Genomic DNA, 16,494 nt, shown 5'->3' with positions numbered 1-16,494 from the left:
ACCCTTTTCAACCAATTCGTTCACGCTGGTGTGGACTGAGTAGATCCACTTGCGGCCCGACTGGCACCACTTGAGTGGGATTGATCGTGGTATGGCTGAAATAGTAATGGCGTTTAATGTGATAAAAATCGACCGTCTCTTGGATGCCGGGAACTTGGTATAACTCCCTTAAATAACCGCTCAGATGTGGGTAATCCGCAATACGCTGACGGTTACATTTGAAATGCCCGACATACACTGCATCAAAACGCACTAAGGTGGTAAACAAGCGCCAGTCCGCCTCGGTGATTTGGTTTCCCGCTAAATAGCGATGCGTTGCCAGATGCTGGTCAACTTTATCCAACGCCGCAAACAGCGCTTCAAACGCTTCTTCATAGGCTTTTTGCGTGGTCGCAAAACCACAACGATATACCCCATTGTTGATGTTGGGATAGATGAACTCATTCCACTCATCAATCGCTGTGCGCAGCGCTTGAGGGTAATAATCGGTTTGATTGCCCGTTAACTCATTAAACGCACTGTTGAACATGCGGATGATTTCGGAAGATTCATTGCTCACAATCGTGTGCCGCTTTTTATCCCACAACACAGGCACTGTGACTCGTCCGGTGTAATCGGCTTTAGCATGGGTATAGAGTTGATGTAGTTGAGTGTAGCCATACAGCGGCTCTGGAATGCCAAACTGCCAACCATGTGAGAGCATATCCGGACAGACAATCGTCACATCAATATGCGCTTGCAGTCCTTTGAGAGCACGAAAAATCAAGGTGCGATGTGCCCACGGACACGCCAAAGAGACATAGAGATGATAACGGCCAGATTCTGCAGCAAATTGCGCATCAGGCGTCGCTTTCACCCAGTCACGAAACCCTGCATCTTCGCGTATAAATTCACCATCATGTTGTTTGGTGTCGTACCAAACATCGTGCCATTTGCCTTTAATTAGCTTGCCCATCTTGCCCCCAATCTTCATCTTTTAGGCATTATAAGCAACTGGGCACGCCACTTAACCCAAGGCGATTGGTCGTGTTGTTCAAAATATTCGAATACAAAAAAAGCGCGATCCGAACGAGGAATCGCGCTTGGCCCGTCACAGGCTGAATTTATGCCTCAGCGTATAAACAAGAGACTGAGTGAATATCCGAACCTTTAATCACTGGTTTCGTCTTCGCACACTCTGCCGTGGCTTGCGGGCAGCGGGTGCGAAACACACAACCCGATGGCGGGTTCATCGGTGAAGGCAGATCCCCTTCCAACATCTGAATGGTCTTATTGCGCTCGATGTTGGGGTCAGGAATAGGCACTGCAGACATTAATGCCTTGGTATAAGGGTGTTTAGGGTTAGCAAACAGCTCTTTAGAAACGCCCAGCTCTACCGCATTGCCCAGATACATGACCAACACGCGATCTGAGATGTGCTTTACCACCGAGAGATCGTGCGCGATGAATACTAGGCTTAAACCGAGCTCTTTTTGCAGCTCTTTGAGAAGGTTAACCACCTGAGCCTGAATCGACACATCTAGAGCGGAAACCGGTTCATCACAGATGATCATCTTAGGTTTGAGGATCAGCGCGCGAGCAATACCGATACGCTGACACTGACCGCCTGAAAACTCATGCGGATAACGGTTGATCACGTTAGGCAGTAACCCTACCTTGGCCATCATCTCTTTTACCCGATCTTTTACTTCTTGCTTGGAAAGCTCGGGATAGAAGGTTTGCAGTGGCTCGGCAATGATATCACCGACCGTCATTCTCGGGTTTAACGATGCCAGAGGGTCTTGGAAGATCATTTGGATTTGCTTACGCGTTGCACGGCGTTTGACTTCCTGCATACGTGTTAAATCCTGACCTAACCACACCACTTCACCGTGAGTCGCTTGCACCAAACCAATAATGGCGCGTGCAAACGTCGATTTACCACAACCGGATTCACCCACTACCCCTAAGGTTTCGCCTTCATACAGACGCACGTTAACCCCATCGACCGCTTTCAAGGTAACGGGTTTGGTCCATGGCCATGCCGATTTCGGGGTAATGTTGAAATGGACTTTAAGATCTTTAACGTCCAGTAATAATTTTTTCTCTACGCTCATTTTGTCCAAGCCTCCCAATCAGAAAAACACGCACGTTGACGGCCGTTACCAAACGGCAGCAAGATCGGAGCTTCTCGCTTACAGCGATCCGTCACGCGATGGCAGCGTTCTTGATAAGGACAGCCGACAGGCAAACGCAGCAAGTTAGGTGGGTTGCCCGGAATCGTCGGCAACACTTCCCCTTCGGTATCCAAGCGCGGGATCGCGCTCAGCAAACCTTCTGCGTAAGGGTGGCTTGGGTTATAGAAAATATCGTTTACTGAACCGTACTCCATAGTACGGCCGGCATACATCACCAGCACTTTATCGCAAGAGCCAGCCACCACCCCCAGATCGTGGGTGATCATGATGATTGCGGTATTGAACTCACGTTTCAGTTCGTTAAGCAGCTCCATGATTTGCGCTTGAACAGTAACGTCGAGTGCGGTGGTCGGTTCATCGGCAATCAGCAGTTTCGGGCGACACAGCAGGGCCATCGCGATCATCACCCGTTGACGCATACCGCCTGAAAACTCATGCGGATACATGGTGATACGCTTACGCGCTTCTGGGATCTTTACCGCTTCCAGCATGCGTACTGACTCTTCAAACGCCTCCGCTTTACTCATACCTTTGTGCAGCATCAGCACTTCCATCAGCTGATCGCTCACTTTCATGTAAGGGTTGAGTGAGGTCATTGGGTCTTGGAAAATCATCGCGATTTGCTCAGCGCGCACTTTATTCAGTTCACGCTCTGGCAAGTTGAGGATTTCTTTACCTTCAAATTTCGCGCTACCGGTGATTTTGCCGTTTTTGGCGAGTAGCCCCATGATGGCGAATACGGTTTGTGACTTGCCGGAACCGGATTCGCCCACAATACCTAAGGTTTCTCCCTGCTTAAGAGAGAAATTGAGATCGTTCACTGCGGTGACAATACCGTCTTGGGTAGAGAATTCTACGCGCAGATCTTTGACATCTAATAAACTCATCATTGCTTCCTTTTTATTCTTCTTGGTTTATCTGTCTTTTGGATCGAGCGCGTCACGCAGACCATCGCCGACATAGTTAAAGCAGAACAAGGTCAACACCATGAATGCGGCGGGGAACAGCAGTTGCCAAATAGCCACTTCCATTGTGTTAGCGCCCTCTTGTAATAGCGCGCCCCAGCTTGTCATCGGCTCTTGAACACCAAGACCAAGGAAAGAAAGGAAAGATTCGGTCAAAATCATGCTTGGGATCAGCAGGGTGGAGTAAACCGCTACAATGCCCAATACGTTTGGCACAATATGGCGCGTAATGATGTTCCACTTACTCACACCACACACATGTGCCGCTTCAATAAACTCTTTGCTACGTAGGCTCAAAGTTTGGCCGCGCACAATACGCGCCATATCCAGCCATGCGATGGCCCCAATCGCGACGAAGATCAGCACGATGTTACGACCAAAAAACGTCACTAGTACAATCACCAAGAACATGAATGGGATAGCGTACAGAATTTCCAGAATACGCATCATCACACGGTCAGTACGGCCACCAATAAAACCTGAGGCCGCGCCATACAAAGTACCGATCAGTACTGCGACCAATGCCCCCATGATGCCGACCATCAATGAGATACGACCACCCACGAGCGTGCGCACAAAGAGGTCGCGCCCAAGAGCATCAGTACCAAACCAGTGCTCCGCTGAAGGTCCGGCGTGCATGGCATACCAGTCGGTATCTTCATAACTGTAAGCGGAAAACATCGGCAGAAAGACGACTGCCAGGGTGATTAACATCAAAAAAAACAGGCTGACCATCGCGGCTTTGTTACGCATAAAGCGAATGCGCGCGTCTTGCCACAGGCTGCGACCTTGAATCTCAAGGTTTTGTGAGAAGTTTTCAATCGCCGCTAAATTTTCTTTTTTCGTCAACATTATCTAAGTCCTATTAGTAGCGAATCTTCGGATCGATGTAAGCGAGGAGAATATCGACAATCGCGTTAAACAGAATAAATAGGAAACCGATCAGGATCGTTACCCCCATCACCAGAGAATAATCCCGGTTGAAGGCGGCGTTAACGAAGAGCTTGCCAATGCCGGGCAAACCAAAAATCGTCTCAATAACAACCGAACCTGTGATGATACCGACGAAAGCGGGTCCCATATAAGAAACCACGGGCAACAGTGCAGGTTTTAACGCATGCTTGACCACGATATAGCCATAGCTCAAACCTTTCGCACGTGCGGTACGAATGAAGTTACTGTTCAAGGTTTCAATCATCGAACCACGAGTAATACGAGCAAATGTCGCAACGTAGAGCAGTGACATACCCAAAACCGGCAACGCCATATACTCGAAACCGCCGCCTTGCCAGCCACCGGCAGGGAATAGACTAAATTGGATAGCAAAAAGATAGATCAGCACTGGCGCCAACACGAACGAGGGCATCACTACGCCGAGCATAGCGGTGGACATAATGGTGTAATCAACCCAAGTATTCTGCTTCAAGGCGGCAATGGTTCCGACCGTTACCCCCATGATCACAGTAAACACAAAAGCGGCGAGACCAATTTTCACGGAAACAGGCAGTGCACTGGCGATAAGCTCATTCACCGTATAGTCTTTGTACTTAAACGATGGGCCAAAATCACCCTGAACAATGTTAGTCAAGTAGGTTAAATACTGTTCAGAAACAGGTTTATCTAGACCATATTTGGCATTGATGTTGGCCATCACTTCTGGCGGCAGAGGGCGTTCTGAAGAGAATGGGTTACCTGGCGCGTAGCGCATAAGAAAGAAAGATATAGTAATCAACACCAACATAGTTGGAATTGCTTCAAATATCCTTTTTGCTATGAATTTAAGCATAAGCTCACTCTTTCAATCTGTGACAAGGAAATGCAAAGACCCTGCACGTGAATTTCACATGCAGCGTCTACGTTATTTATTGTTTTGTCCCCAACTAATGAAGTTGCAGTCATCACTGCAACTTCAACTCGTTAGGAATATGGCTCTATTATTGAGCTTTGATGTAAAGATCTTTGGCGTAGATCTTGTCTTCCGCGTTATTCGATGGGTAGCCACCGACGGTTGGAGAAACAAGACGCGATCTTACGTATTGGTAAATTGGCGCGATTGGCATATCACGAGCCAACAACTTCTCTGCATCCGCATAGAGTTTTTGACGCTCTTCTTCAGAAGTTGACTTCTTCGCTTTTTCAATCACGGCGTCGTATTCAGCACTGTGATATTGGGAGTCATTTGATGAGTTGCTCGACAACATCAAAGTCAAGAAAGTCGAAGCTTCGTTGTAATCGCCATTCCACCCTGCACGAGTCACATCAAAGTTGCCTTGACGACGAGTATCTAGGTAGGTTTTCCACTCTTGGTTTTCCAGTGCGATATCAACGCCCAGAGAGGTTTTCCACATAGATTGGATCGCAGTTGCAAGTTTCTTGTGGTTTTCTGAGGTGTTGTACAGCAGAGTGAATTTTAGAGGGTTAGATTTGTTGTAACCCGCTTCTTCCAGCAGTTTCTTCGCTTCTGCAATACGCTCTTTCTGAGTCATTTTGCCGTAAGCTGGCATTTCTGGGCTAAATCCTGCGGTGATTTCCGGAGTCAGGAAGTAAGCCGGTTTTTGGCCTTGGCCTAAAATAGCATTGGCGATAACGTCACGGTCAATCGCGTAAGAGAGTGCTTGACGTACGCGAACATCGTCAAATGGTGGCTTCTTAGTATTGAAACCATAGTAATAAGTTGCAAGCAGGCCTTGTACTTGAACAGATTCTGGATGCTCTTTTTTCAGACGTTGGAAGTGCTCAAGTGGCAGTTCCTTGGTTATCTGAATTTCGCCCGATAGGAAACGGTTCATCTCTGCCACTTGGTTCTCGATGGGCAGATAAGTCACTTTGCTCAAAACAGTATTCTTGTCGTCCCAGTATTTAGGGTTACGCTTGAGCTCTAAACGCTCGTTAACCACCCACTTGTCGAGAACGTAAGCACCGTTACCGACAAAGTTTTCAGGTTTGGTCCACTGATCACCAAATTTTTCTACTGTCGCTTTGTGAATCGGTTTCACCGTTGTGTGCCCCATCATCATCACGAAGTAAGGAACAGCAGTCTCCAATTCAAAAACCAGAGTATGATCATCAACTGCTTTCGCGCCCAGTGTTGATTTGTCTTTCTCTCCGGCAATGATTTCTTTCGCATTCTTTATCTTGGTGTATTCCATATACCAAGAGTAAGGAGAAGCGGTTGCAGGATCAACGGCACGTTGGAAGCTGTAAACGAAATCCTGCGCAGTAACAGGGTCACCGTTAGACCATTTCGCATCTTTACGAATATGGAAAGTAAAGGTTTTGTTGTCTGTCGTTTCCCAGCTTTCAGCGACACCCGGAACCACGTTACCGTTAGCGTCTTGGTTTACCAGACCTTCTAACAGATCACGAATTACGTTGGATTCTGGTTCACCTTCAGTTTTGTGTGGATCAAGCGACGCGACTTCAGTACCGTTACCACGAACCAGCTCTTGAACAGGAGCAAGTTTGGTACCAGCAGGAACATTCGCTGCAAAAGAGGTGAATGACGTGGTAGCCACCGCTAAACCAGCACCTAACAGCAGTGCCTGGGTGATTTTGTTCTTATACATGCATAAACTCCAAGTTTTAATATTGCATCCATGACTTCCATGTCAGGTATTCAGAACGGCTGATTGTTGTCGTTTGTCGTATAAGTTTTAAACAAAAACAACTTACACCTGACAGGGATTGCGGCACACATTAGCAATCATTGAATTAATTTGCCATAAAAATGTCTTAAAAACAGACTATCCTCTTTGGTTTTCTCAGACATTAGTAAAAAACTTCACCACTCATGATTATCTCTAGCGGATTAGAGCGTGGAAGCTGGCCTAAACAGACAATGTGCCAGATTATCTAGTGCGCCCTCAATGTACAGCGCATTATGCTAGATAACTCTGATCTATTTAACATTTTGTACACAAACACACCAACTCTTAATGACAATGCGCTATCTCACCATACAAAAACGTGAGCAGTGTCAAACCTAATTTTTAAGCAATCGTTTGGTATAAATAAGAGACTTGTGAACCTCCTTCAAACGTATCAATGAAGCTCGAGTAAAAACGTAAATTTTGCTGAACAGATCGAATAAACTCTAACCACAATTTTCTTTACCAGAAAATAATCATCAAGCTGATCAACCATTTTCTATACTTAACCCATTAGTATTAGAAACCCTAAGGTAACTTTATGCGCTACTGCTGGTTTGTGTTCGTCTGGTGTATGTCATCTCTCACTTGGGCTTCCACCCTCTCTTTTGGTGTCGTGCCACAACAATCCCCTGAGGAATTAGCGAAGCGTTGGGTGCCGATTCTAGAAAACCTGTCTGAAACGACAGGCTTCTCTATTGAGTTTCATACCGCGGTGACTATTCCTGAATTTGAACAGCGAGTGTTGAATGGCGAGTATGATTTGGTGTACATGAATCCTTATCACTACATCTTCTTTCATCAACAGCCGGGGTATGTCGCGCTGGCCAAGCAAAAAGATCAGAAGCTACAAGGCATCATAGTGGTAGCCAAGGAGAGCCCGATAAAGTCCATACAAGATCTCGATGGAAAAAGTCTCGCGTTTCCCTCTCCCGCAGCATTTGCAGCCACCATCATTCCTCAAGCACTATTAAAAAAAGAAGGAATAAATATTGAGTCTCAATATGTCTCATCGCATGATTCCGTTTACTTGAACGTAGCCAATGGCTTTTTTGTCGCAGGTGGCGGCATCAAACGCACCTTTGATAATGCTCCGAAGTCCATCACCAGCCAACTGAGAATATTGTGGGAAAGCCCCAGTTTTACACCTCATGCCTTCGCCTATCATCCAAGGTTGAATCCAGCTCAGGTATCTGCTGTGCAAAATGCATTAGTCAACCTTGCTCAAACCGAGAAAGGACGCTTGCAACTTCAAGCGATTGGTTTTTCAGGCGTTGAAGCCGCGCAAGACAGTGATTGGGACGACATCCGCGAATTAGATATCCAAACCCTCTCTCATCTGCTTAAGGAATAAGCGATGTCGATACGCTTAAAGACTATGCTTGGTGTGGCGTTGATCGAGGCCTTGTTGCTGACGATTTTGATCACCTTCACCCTAAGCTATCTTGAGTCCACCAACTATGAGGGATTACAAAAGCGCGCCCAAACGACCATTGCTCTGTTTACCACTATGGTGAAAAACCCAGTACTGGCTTACGATTTAGCCAGTATCGACTCTATCGCCACGTTAATGATGTCCAATCAAGATATTGTCTATGTCGCGGTCGAAAATCCCCATGGGAAACTTTTAACCTTTAAAGGTGACCCTACTTTATTCGATGCTTACCACACGATTAACGATCGAGATTTTTCTAAACTCCAATCCATCTATCCCATCACGGATGTGATTGAGGTGAGCGATACCCTGTTTGGTACCGTATTTATCGGTTTTGACCTCTCTTATCTTGAACAGCAACTCGCCCACGCCCGTAAATGGACACTACTGATTGTGCTAGGAGAAATGGGCTTAGTTGCCCTGTTCTCTTACTTGTTAGGGAATGCCTTAACCCGCCGTTTAACTGAGCTCAAAACCGCGACCGATCAAATCACTTTCGGCAATCGTGAAGTCCTGCTTGAAATTCAAGGTCATGATGAAATCAGTCGCGTTGCCCGCTCTTTTCAACAAATGGTGCAATCACTACGTCACTCAGAAGCGACCATGCGAGATTACCAGCATCAACTCGAGCAGTGGAATTTGGAGCTTGAAGATAAAGTGAACCAGCGTACGGAAACTCTACTTGCAAAAAATCAGCAACTTGAAGAGATGAATACCAAGTTAACCTTGATGAAAGATAAGCTGGTCGAAACCGAGAAAATGATTTCGATCGGTACATTGGCCGCAGGATTTGCCCATGAAATTAACAACCCAAACGGCGCACTGAAAAGCCATTTACAGTTACTTCAACAAGACTTTAACCAGATTAAAGTAGGATTTGAACAGATTGATTCACTGCTTAGCGGAAGCGATTATCACGACAAGTTTACTCAAACCAAAAATGCGCTTTATCTCGAAGAGAGTTTTTCTGGTATTGAGGAAAGCCTTAAAGATGCACTGCACTGTGTTGACCGGATAAAAACGATAGTCGATAAAGTTCAGCGTTGCCAAGCCGAACCCGCGCCCCATGACAGCAGTTGGGTTTCTCCACTCAGCTTAGTGGAACAAGCCATTCAAATTTGCGGATTGCGAGAGTGGGTAGTCTGGAAAGAACAAACCCTCTATCCACCGTTGATTTATTGCTACAGCAACGATTTTGTGGCCGCGTTGAGTGCGATTTTAAATAACGCTTATCAAGCTTACGCCTCCGATGACCCGATGATCCGTATCGAACTTTCGCTGCGTCATGATCATCAACAGTTACAAATTGAGGTACGCGATTTTGGCCGCGGTATGAGTATCGAACAAAAACAGCACGCTTTTGACCCTTTCTTTACCACTCATGATGTGGGTAAAGGCGTAGGCCTCGGTTTAACCGAGGCCTACAGCAGCATCAAAAAATACGATGGCGACATACAACTCTTTAGTGAACTGGGACAAGGCACCCGAGTGTTAATTACTCTACCGTTAGCCCCCAACAAACCGTAACGACCTGACGAATCCTTATCCTATATAAACGGGGATCGGCATATTCATCTCTTGCTCTAACTCTTTGAGTTTACGTAATAAAGACTCACTCATCGCGTTGCCAGCCGTCAGCATTAAATTGCCGTTGGGTAGATAGATATCACGTTTGATGACCATACCCGGACGCACTTCGCTCAGGCTGACACAAAGTTCCATGCCCTCTTCTATTCGAGTCACCGAACTCACAATCGTAATAAAGGCTTCCACAACTTTAGGATCGTAATAGACTTCGGACTGCTGACGCAAATAGCCCTGCGCACTTTTAGTATGCATGCGTCTTGGGTTATTCGCTCCTGCGACGAAAAAGTCGTAATCTTTGACGACTTTAATAATCCGCGCACCGATAGGAATTTGCTCACCACGTAAATGATCCGGCTTCCCCGTGCCATCATACAGCTCATCTTGATGGCGGATAATTTCCATCAGCGGTTCAAAGCGCTTAATTCGTCCCACAATTTCTGCGCCCATTATTGGATTCACATTGGGAGTGATTGGTACCTCCGAGTCCTGGTGCACCTTGACCACTTTCCAGTCATTACTGGTTTCAGCAATCAGGCCAATTTGATGCATGAGTCCGCATAAATAGACATGGCTGGCAACCGCTTCGGGTAGTTTCAACTTGAGTGCCACTGATTTGGCTTGATTTGCAATCCGCTCTGCATGATCCGCTGGAAACCCCGTGCGATGCTGGATAATCGCGGTCACCATAGCCAAAATATCTTTGAATGTCTTATTACGTGAAGCGAGCGAGACTTCTAAGCGTTTATTTGAACCTTGTAGTGCAAGTGTACGTTCTTGAACCTTAGCCTCCAATTCCTGGTTAAATTGTGAAAGCTTGATATTATTTTCAGCTAAAGTCTGGTTCACAGATTCTAACTCGCGATTTCGCTGTTCTAACTCCGCACTCAGCCTCTGTCTATCCACACTAATACGATAAAACTCTGCAGCCTTACCAACAATAAGCTTAAGATTTTCGTTATCCCAAGGCTTACTTATGTAAGTATGAATTCCTCCAGCATTGACAGCTCGTACAGTTGATTGTATGTCAGCATAACCCGTCAGCAACAATCGTATTGTGTCCGGCTTCATTTCTCGCGCTTTAGCCAAAAACTCTGCACCATCCATTTCAGGCATACGCATGTCAGATATAATAATATGAACTGTATTTTCTTCTAAATACTTAAGGGCTTCGGCACCAAAATTAAATGTCACAACACTATAATCCATTCGTAAGACTCTTTGTAAAGCTTTCAAAATATCACTCTCATCATCAAGTAAAAGGATATTTAGTTTTTCATCCTGCATATCATCTATTTGCATTAGACTAATCCCCTGTTTCATTTAGATTCATTAGTGTTAGTACAAGTTCTGGTGCTAATGCTGTGCTAATTAAATACCCTTGTACCATGTCACATCCCATTTCTTGTAAAATTTGGTATTGCGATTCTAAATCTACCCACTCAGCAATTACCTGCATGTTCAGTGATTTAATGCTATAGATCATAGATTGTACTATCACTGTGCTCGAATCCGAACTACCTAAACTTTGGATAAAGCGCCCATCAATTTTTACTATATCAAACGGAATTTCACACAAATACTCATAGCCTGAGTATCCTTTACCAAAATCGTCTAAAGCGCAGCGAATTCCTAGTGCTTTTAGCTTATAAAGCTCGCGCTTAGCGGCATCAAAATCCGCTATCAAATCATGCTCCGTTATCTCAACTGAGAGTCGATCCAATATGTGTTCAGCTTGTACTTGTGCAGCAATATCCAGCAGCAGACGATAAAAACTACCGTCAATAAGCATTTTGCCTGGGACGTTCACTCCGATCGTAACACTCCGCAGAACAGCAGCACTTTGGGTTAAAAATGTCAATATATCGCGCACCATGACGGCAGTCAGCTCAGGAATAAGCTGATATTTCTCCAATATTGGAAAGAAACTATCTGGCATTGAATACAGTCCATTATCAAGTACCCTTCTCGCCAAGGCTTCAAATGCCACCACTTCCCCAGAGACAATATTTTCCTGTGGTTGATAGAAAGCACAAAAACGCTTATCCATCAAATCACGATAAATACTAAGTAACTGTTTAATTTCTGTACCATCTGCTTCCTTGCCGTACCAATAAATAGGCAGATCTTCAATAAGAGAAGCAGATTGCGCATCCTTAAACTCTGACTGATTCATCATCTCTTTCCAAAATTCAATATCCACAATCCTCCAAACGGGTGCTGCGGTAATCCCACTCCCCATAAATGAGGTAACTTGGAAGCTTTTGTGAAGTCGAAATAAATACTGATACCAAAAGGTGAGACGATGTGTCACCCAAAACCAGCGAGAGCCTTGTTGATAAAGACTCTCTGACTCTGAAATCTGTTGGGTAATATGTTGAGAGATATCAATCCGTTGCTGATCATCAAAGGGCAACGTCCACTCAATAACTAATACTAAATAGGGATGATCCGCCAATGACTGAAGCAGAGAAATTTGCTTATTTAGTGCTTGTAACGTTTTCAAACCAGAAACAGGATCGAACTCCTCTCGATGCTCTTTTTCACTGAAACACTGCAAGATTGTTTGTAATAAATAATCCGGCTCCCAAGGCTTGAGTAAGAATTTATACAGCCCCCCTTCATTTAAGGCTCGAGACAGCCCACTGATATCAGCCTGGCCAGACAGTATGAGTGACATTATTTGCGGATAACGTCGATTAATCTCAATAACTAAGTCCGCGCCATTCATTCCCGGCATACGAAAATCCGAAATCACGAGTTGGATCGGATGCTTCGCTAGAAGCTCTAGTGCTTGTTGGCCATTATTGGCAGTATAAACATGTGGAAAATAAGAGCGCAGTGACCGTTTCAGAGCATTCAATACCGCAGGCTCATCATCGACTAATAAAATAGATCGGTTGGTTGGCATCAGGATCCTCCTTGTGCATGAGCCGCCTGCGGCAAAGTAACGAAGACGCATGTACCCAATCCTTCTGTAGAGCGGAGTTTGATTTTGCCATGATGTTCGCTGATGATTTCACGCGCAACGGACAGTCCTAAGCCCGCTCCCTCGCCCACATCCCTAGTAGTAAAAAATGGATCAAAAACTTTTCCAAGGTGCTCTGAGCTGATTCCTTTTCCATTGTCTTCAATCAGTACCTGAATTTGTGCAGTACTCTTACCTTGCGAAGGGATATCATTGATTTCAATGCGTATCACACCATCTTTCTGATTCATAAAAGACTGAACTGCGTTTATGATCAGATTGAGAAACACTTGTTGTAATTTGTTGTAGCTTCCACGAATGTAATAAGGTCTATCAGGTTCCGGATAAATAATCTGGGCGCGAAACTTCAAATCTCCAACAATCAGCGCTAAAGTAGAGTTAAGTACGTCTCTCATATCAATATAGGCCATATTTTCCTCGCTGTGTGAATATACATTCAAACTGGATACTATATTTTTAATGCGCGACAACCCTTCAAAACTCTCCATTAGAATGGCTTCACTATCTGCGATCATCTCATGCAATTTCGGATCAACAATGGCATGAATCTTCGGATGCTGTTTAATTTGAGTGATATATTCATCAAGAAAACTAAAGTTGCTCATCACAAACCCAAGAGGATTATTAATTTCATGCGCCACCCCAGCCGCTAACTTACCTAATGATGCGAGCTTCTCTTCTTGTTGTACTTGATGTTTATCGACAACCACTCTTCGAAATTGCAACATGGAGTAAAGAGCACTTTTCATAACATCAAACAAAGCATACAATTCATCCTGTTGTTGGAGTGAAAAACCATTACGCTCTGTTTGCATAATAAGTAAAAAATAATGCTGATCGATTGTGTGAAATTTAACGGCTAATGCGCTGTTGCAATTTGGGAAGTATTCAGCATATTTTTCCATCCATAACACATCATCTTGTACATTTAACAAACATCGATAGTCTCCGTTAAGAAGAACTGGGAATGGGTGAGAAACTAATCTACTATCGCTCACCGCATTAGGTTGAATGATATACCAATTATCTTCTTCCTTCTGCTGTAGAAGAAAAATTTGGCAATCAGGGATCAAATCTTCAATCGTTGTTATTAAACAATCGAATTTCCGCTTGGTATTTTCATTAGAATACAACACTTTAATGAACGAAATTACGGTAGAGAGAATGTGTTTTTCATTCCGTGTAACGCTAATACTGCAATGTGAATTATTTTCTCTATTATCCATAGTGAATCCAATCTACACAACATTATCATCGATATTATCTACTTCGTAATCGCTAGGTTCAACTGGCAGACAGATGATAAATTCAGTTCCCAATCCTACGGTACTTTTTACATCAATAGTACCGTGATGTTTCTTTATTATACCGTATGAGACCGAAAGCCCCAAACCAGTGCCAGAACCAACAGGTTTAGTTGTGAAAAATGGTTCAAATATCCTGTCACGAATATCTTCTGGTATGCCACAACCAGAATCCTTCACTTTAATAATCACATGTTTATCATCAAGTCTTTCTAAAGAAACCGTGATTTTACCCTCACCATCAATAGCATGACTCGCATTCACTAATAAATTTAGTAAAACTTGGTTTATCTGCATAGGTTGACAACAAACTTCTGGAATATTTTTCCCATATTCCTTTTCCACAGTTATATTGTATTTAATCTCATTGTGAATAATTTTAAGTGTAGAATCTATACAAGATTCTAAATTTGCATAACTCCACTCTGAGCGATCCATGTGTGAAAAATCTTTGAGGTTCTTTACTATAGCCATAACCCGAGATGAGCCTTCCAAAGACTCATTGATTAAATCTGCTGTATCTTCCAAGACAAAATCTACCTGTCCTTGTTTCAAAATTTTTTGGCAAGCATCATTCAGTGTCTGATCATGACTTTGAGAAATAGATTCCGTTAGATTTTTGATAACCTTTTCTAAACTATTGAAATAATCACTCAACGTTTGTAAATTAGATGTAATAAATCCAACAGGATTATTTATCTCGTGTGCTATGCCCGCAGAAAGTTGTCCTATAGAAGCCATTTTCTCGGACTGGATAAGTTGGCCTTGTGCATCTTCGAGCTTTTTATTTAATATTTTTTGAGCGCTAAATTGCTCTTCCAGCTTTTGAGTAATCTTCTTCAACTCTATATTTTGGCTGGCTTGTATTGTCATGTCATAAATACATAAACATATGTGCTCTATCTTACCATCTTCACTATGTATAGGTATAACTTCTATATTCTGAAACATTTTCCCTTCAACACCAGATACTGGACGAGAACTCTTAAATGGTAACAGATGAGGATGTTGTTCCCAGCAGCTAAATCCTGATGACTCAATAAGTAATGTAGTATCTATTTTACGTTTTAAATATTCTGATGCATCAGGAAATAATTCAATAATATTTCTACCAACAAAATCTCCTGTTTCACATATAACTCTTGAACTAAAAGACTCATTAACTTTTACAATTATATAATCACTACGCACTATGCACAACGCAAAGGATAATTGATCTAATAAATCTGAAAGTAGCAATCTTGACTTCGTCATAGTTTCTCTCTCACATTAATAGTTGATCTAACTGTGCAAAGACTCTGTTCAAATCCTCATTTGCAAAACAAATACTTGTCCTTGCGGAAAACTCTGATTTTTCAATTAAGAAATCAGTTTCCATGATTAAAGACAATCTCCACTGAGTAATAGGAAGTGGCTGACGAATCGGATCAAATAACTCCGGTGGTTGAATTTTAGTTTTTAGCTCAATTTGCTCGCATAAACCTTTCAAACTTGCACCTGAGAGTATATTTGAAATATCTAGTATGCTCTCTTCTAGACTTATTACTTTTCTATATTGCGGATCACTGTTGAGATCAGATACAACCCTCTCAGAACCGCGACGGCTGATCAAGGTAATCAATTCACCATCTAACCCACCATAAAAAGATTGCCGTGTATAAAAGAAATCAGAGACAAAAGATTGCAACGTCTCCATATCTTTTTCAGTAGCAACTCGTATGTTTGGAACCGAAATTATGACATGCATATTCAGTATAATAGCCAATTTACTAGCAGCTCTTCCCATCGAAATATTCATAAATTCTTGGAGAGCATCTTTATGATCAGAAGTAAGCTCAACATTCATAGTAGACCTGCCTCGTGTAATGTAGCCTCTAAACTCGCTGGATCAAGTGGTTTCTGTAAGAAGGTAAATGCTCCTAATTCTCTAACACGCTGCTGAACTAAAGGTTGAATATCAGCGCTTATAACAATCACAACACATTTTGCATCAATATTATGCAGATATTCTAAAACTTCAATCCCATCCATTTCTGGCATTGTCAGATCAAGAAACATAACATCCGCAAGACCACTGTTATATTTTTCAATAGCTTGCTTGCCATTTTCAGCCTCGGTAATATCCACTTCCCAAGTTTGTGGAATTGCTCGTATAACACACTTTCTAGACATTTTTGAATCATCGGCAACTGTGACATTTATTGGCATATACAATCTCCTTATAGTTCCTCATCTAGGCGGTACGTCCGCATGAGTGTTTATTTTTGAACGCACAAGGTTGGTCTCGTTGTAACCGCTGCAACAAACAACCAAATTGACTAGCATTGCTAGGTGCTTTTAGCTCACTTCGAGCACGACTCAAAAAGCAGATTAAACCGAAAAACGTTAACGAT

14 protein-coding genes are annotated in these 16,494 nt (G+C 43.4%); 2 read left to right on the top strand and 12 right to left on the bottom strand.

Annotated elements, in window-relative coordinates; translation table 11 throughout:
- Positions 1-7: 7 nt before the first annotated feature.
- The 6 genes from R4537_RS10220 to R4537_RS10195 form a co-directional block, all read right to left on the bottom strand.
- Complete coding sequence (locus tag R4537_RS10220) at positions 8-955, bottom strand: glutathione S-transferase family protein (RefSeq protein ID WP_071177760.1); 948 nt, start codon at positions 953-955, stop codon at positions 8-10.
- A 148-nt stretch (positions 956-1,103) separates the two neighbouring features.
- The gene (gene oppF, locus R4537_RS10215; RefSeq protein ID WP_000110064.1) at positions 1,104-2,096 is read right to left on the bottom strand and encodes a murein tripeptide/oligopeptide ABC transporter ATP binding protein OppF; all 993 of its coding nucleotides are present in this window, start codon (positions 2,094-2,096) and stop codon (positions 1,104-1,106) included.
- Entirely contained in the window at positions 2,093-3,064 is a 972-nt protein-coding gene (gene oppD, locus R4537_RS10210; protein WP_000054410.1) for an ABC transporter ATP-binding protein, read from the bottom strand. Before oppD ends, oppF begins: the two co-directional genes overlap by 4 nt.
- A gap of 27 nt (positions 3,065-3,091) precedes the next feature.
- Positions 3,092-3,994, bottom strand: coding sequence for an oligopeptide ABC transporter permease OppC (oppC, locus tag R4537_RS10205; protein WP_071177759.1), 903 nt, complete (start codon positions 3,992-3,994; stop codon positions 3,092-3,094).
- 13 nt (positions 3,995-4,007) lie between these two features.
- Positions 4,008-4,928 carry an oligopeptide ABC transporter permease OppB gene (oppB, locus tag R4537_RS10200; protein WP_071177758.1) on the bottom strand — a complete coding sequence of 307 codons (921 nt, stop codon included), beginning with the start codon at positions 4,926-4,928 and terminating at the stop codon, positions 4,008-4,010.
- Positions 4,929-5,076: 148 nt separating this feature from the next.
- Positions 5,077-6,708: an ABC transporter substrate-binding protein gene (locus tag R4537_RS10195; protein WP_071177757.1), complete on the bottom strand. Its 1,632-nt coding sequence runs from the start codon at positions 6,706-6,708 to the stop codon at positions 5,077-5,079.
- Between the two features lie 622 nt (positions 6,709-7,330).
- On the opposite strand from R4537_RS10195, the gene R4537_RS10190 reads away from it, so the two are divergent.
- Positions 7,331-8,143: a phosphate/phosphite/phosphonate ABC transporter substrate-binding protein gene (locus R4537_RS10190; protein ID WP_071177756.1), complete on the top strand. Its 813-nt coding sequence runs from the start codon at positions 7,331-7,333 to the stop codon at positions 8,141-8,143.
- Between the two features lie 3 nt (positions 8,144-8,146).
- The gene (locus R4537_RS10185) at positions 8,147-9,751 is read left to right on the top strand and encodes a sensor histidine kinase (protein WP_071177755.1); all 1,605 of its coding nucleotides are present in this window, start codon (positions 8,147-8,149) and stop codon (positions 9,749-9,751) included.
- Positions 9,752-9,766: 15 nt separating this feature from the next.
- Here R4537_RS10185 and nosR read toward each other — a convergent pair whose 3' ends face one another.
- The 6 genes from nosR to R4537_RS10155 are packed head-to-tail and all read right to left on the bottom strand — an operon-like array spanning position 9,767 to position 16,309.
- Positions 9,767-11,110: a response regulator c-di-GMP phosphodiesterase, NosR family gene (gene nosR / locus R4537_RS10180; protein ID WP_071177823.1), complete on the bottom strand. Its 1,344-nt coding sequence runs from the start codon at positions 11,108-11,110 to the stop codon at positions 9,767-9,769.
- Positions 11,111-11,114: 4 nt separating this feature from the next.
- Positions 11,115-12,719, bottom strand: a complete 1,605-nt coding sequence (locus R4537_RS10175) for an EAL domain-containing response regulator (protein WP_071177754.1) — start codon at positions 12,717-12,719, stop codon at positions 11,115-11,117.
- The gene (locus R4537_RS10170; RefSeq protein WP_407047520.1) at positions 12,719-13,990 is read right to left on the bottom strand and encodes a sensor histidine kinase; all 1,272 of its coding nucleotides are present in this window, start codon (positions 13,988-13,990) and stop codon (positions 12,719-12,721) included. The genes R4537_RS10175 and R4537_RS10170 overlap by 1 nt, the downstream gene beginning before the upstream one ends.
- Before the next feature lie 45 nt (positions 13,991-14,035).
- A complete protein-coding gene (locus tag R4537_RS10165) occupies positions 14,036-15,355 on the bottom strand; it encodes a sensor histidine kinase (RefSeq protein ID WP_071177752.1) in 1,320 nt (439 codons plus the stop codon).
- A 10-nt stretch (positions 15,356-15,365) separates the two neighbouring features.
- On the bottom strand, positions 15,366-15,947 hold the full coding sequence (locus tag R4537_RS10160; RefSeq protein WP_071177751.1) for a chemotaxis protein CheC: 582 nt from the start codon (positions 15,945-15,947) through the stop codon (positions 15,366-15,368).
- On the bottom strand, positions 15,944-16,309 hold the full coding sequence (locus R4537_RS10155) for a response regulator (RefSeq protein ID WP_071177750.1): 366 nt from the start codon (positions 16,307-16,309) through the stop codon (positions 15,944-15,946). Before R4537_RS10155 ends, R4537_RS10160 begins: the two co-directional genes overlap by 4 nt.
- Positions 16,310-16,494 lie beyond the last annotated feature (185 nt).

This window comes from Vibrio paracholerae, assembly GCF_037672085.1.
GTDB classification, from domain to species: domain Bacteria; phylum Pseudomonadota; class Gammaproteobacteria; order Enterobacterales; family Vibrionaceae; genus Vibrio; species Vibrio cholerae.
Note: the sequence above shows the minus strand (reverse complement) of the source record. Positions and strands in the feature narration are given on the sequence as shown.

Coding starts and splice junctions, on each gene's coding strand:
- oppB (WP_071177758.1), bottom strand. CDS start 4,928: ATGCTTAAATTCATAGCAAAAAGGATATTTGAAGCAATTCCAACTATG.
- R4537_RS10160 (WP_071177751.1), bottom strand. CDS start 15,947: ATGAATGTTGAGCTTACTTCTGATCATAAAGATGCTCTCCAAGAATTT.
- nosR (WP_071177823.1), bottom strand. CDS start 11,110: ATGCAAATAGATGATATGCAGGATGAAAAACTAAATATCCTTTTACTT.
- R4537_RS10185 (WP_071177755.1), top strand. CDS start 8,147: ATGTCGATACGCTTAAAGACTATGCTTGGTGTGGCGTTGATCGAGGCC.
- R4537_RS10165 (WP_071177752.1), bottom strand. CDS start 15,355: ATGACGAAGTCAAGATTGCTACTTTCAGATTTATTAGATCAATTATCC.
- R4537_RS10195 (WP_071177757.1), bottom strand. CDS start 6,708: ATGTATAAGAACAAAATCACCCAGGCACTGCTGTTAGGTGCTGGTTTA.
- oppC (WP_071177759.1), bottom strand. CDS start 3,994: ATGTTGACGAAAAAAGAAAATTTAGCGGCGATTGAAAACTTCTCACAA.
- oppD (WP_000054410.1), bottom strand. CDS start 3,064: ATGAGTTTATTAGATGTCAAAGATCTGCGCGTAGAATTCTCTACCCAA.
- oppF (WP_000110064.1), bottom strand. CDS start 2,096: ATGAGCGTAGAGAAAAAATTATTACTGGACGTTAAAGATCTTAAAGTC.
- R4537_RS10190 (WP_071177756.1), top strand. CDS start 7,331: ATGCGCTACTGCTGGTTTGTGTTCGTCTGGTGTATGTCATCTCTCACT.
- R4537_RS10220 (WP_071177760.1), bottom strand. CDS start 955: ATGGGCAAGCTAATTAAAGGCAAATGGCACGATGTTTGGTACGACACC.
- R4537_RS10155 (WP_071177750.1), bottom strand. CDS start 16,309: ATGCCAATAAATGTCACAGTTGCCGATGATTCAAAAATGTCTAGAAAG.
- R4537_RS10175 (WP_071177754.1), bottom strand. CDS start 12,719: ATGCCAACCAACCGATCTATTTTATTAGTCGATGATGAGCCTGCGGTA.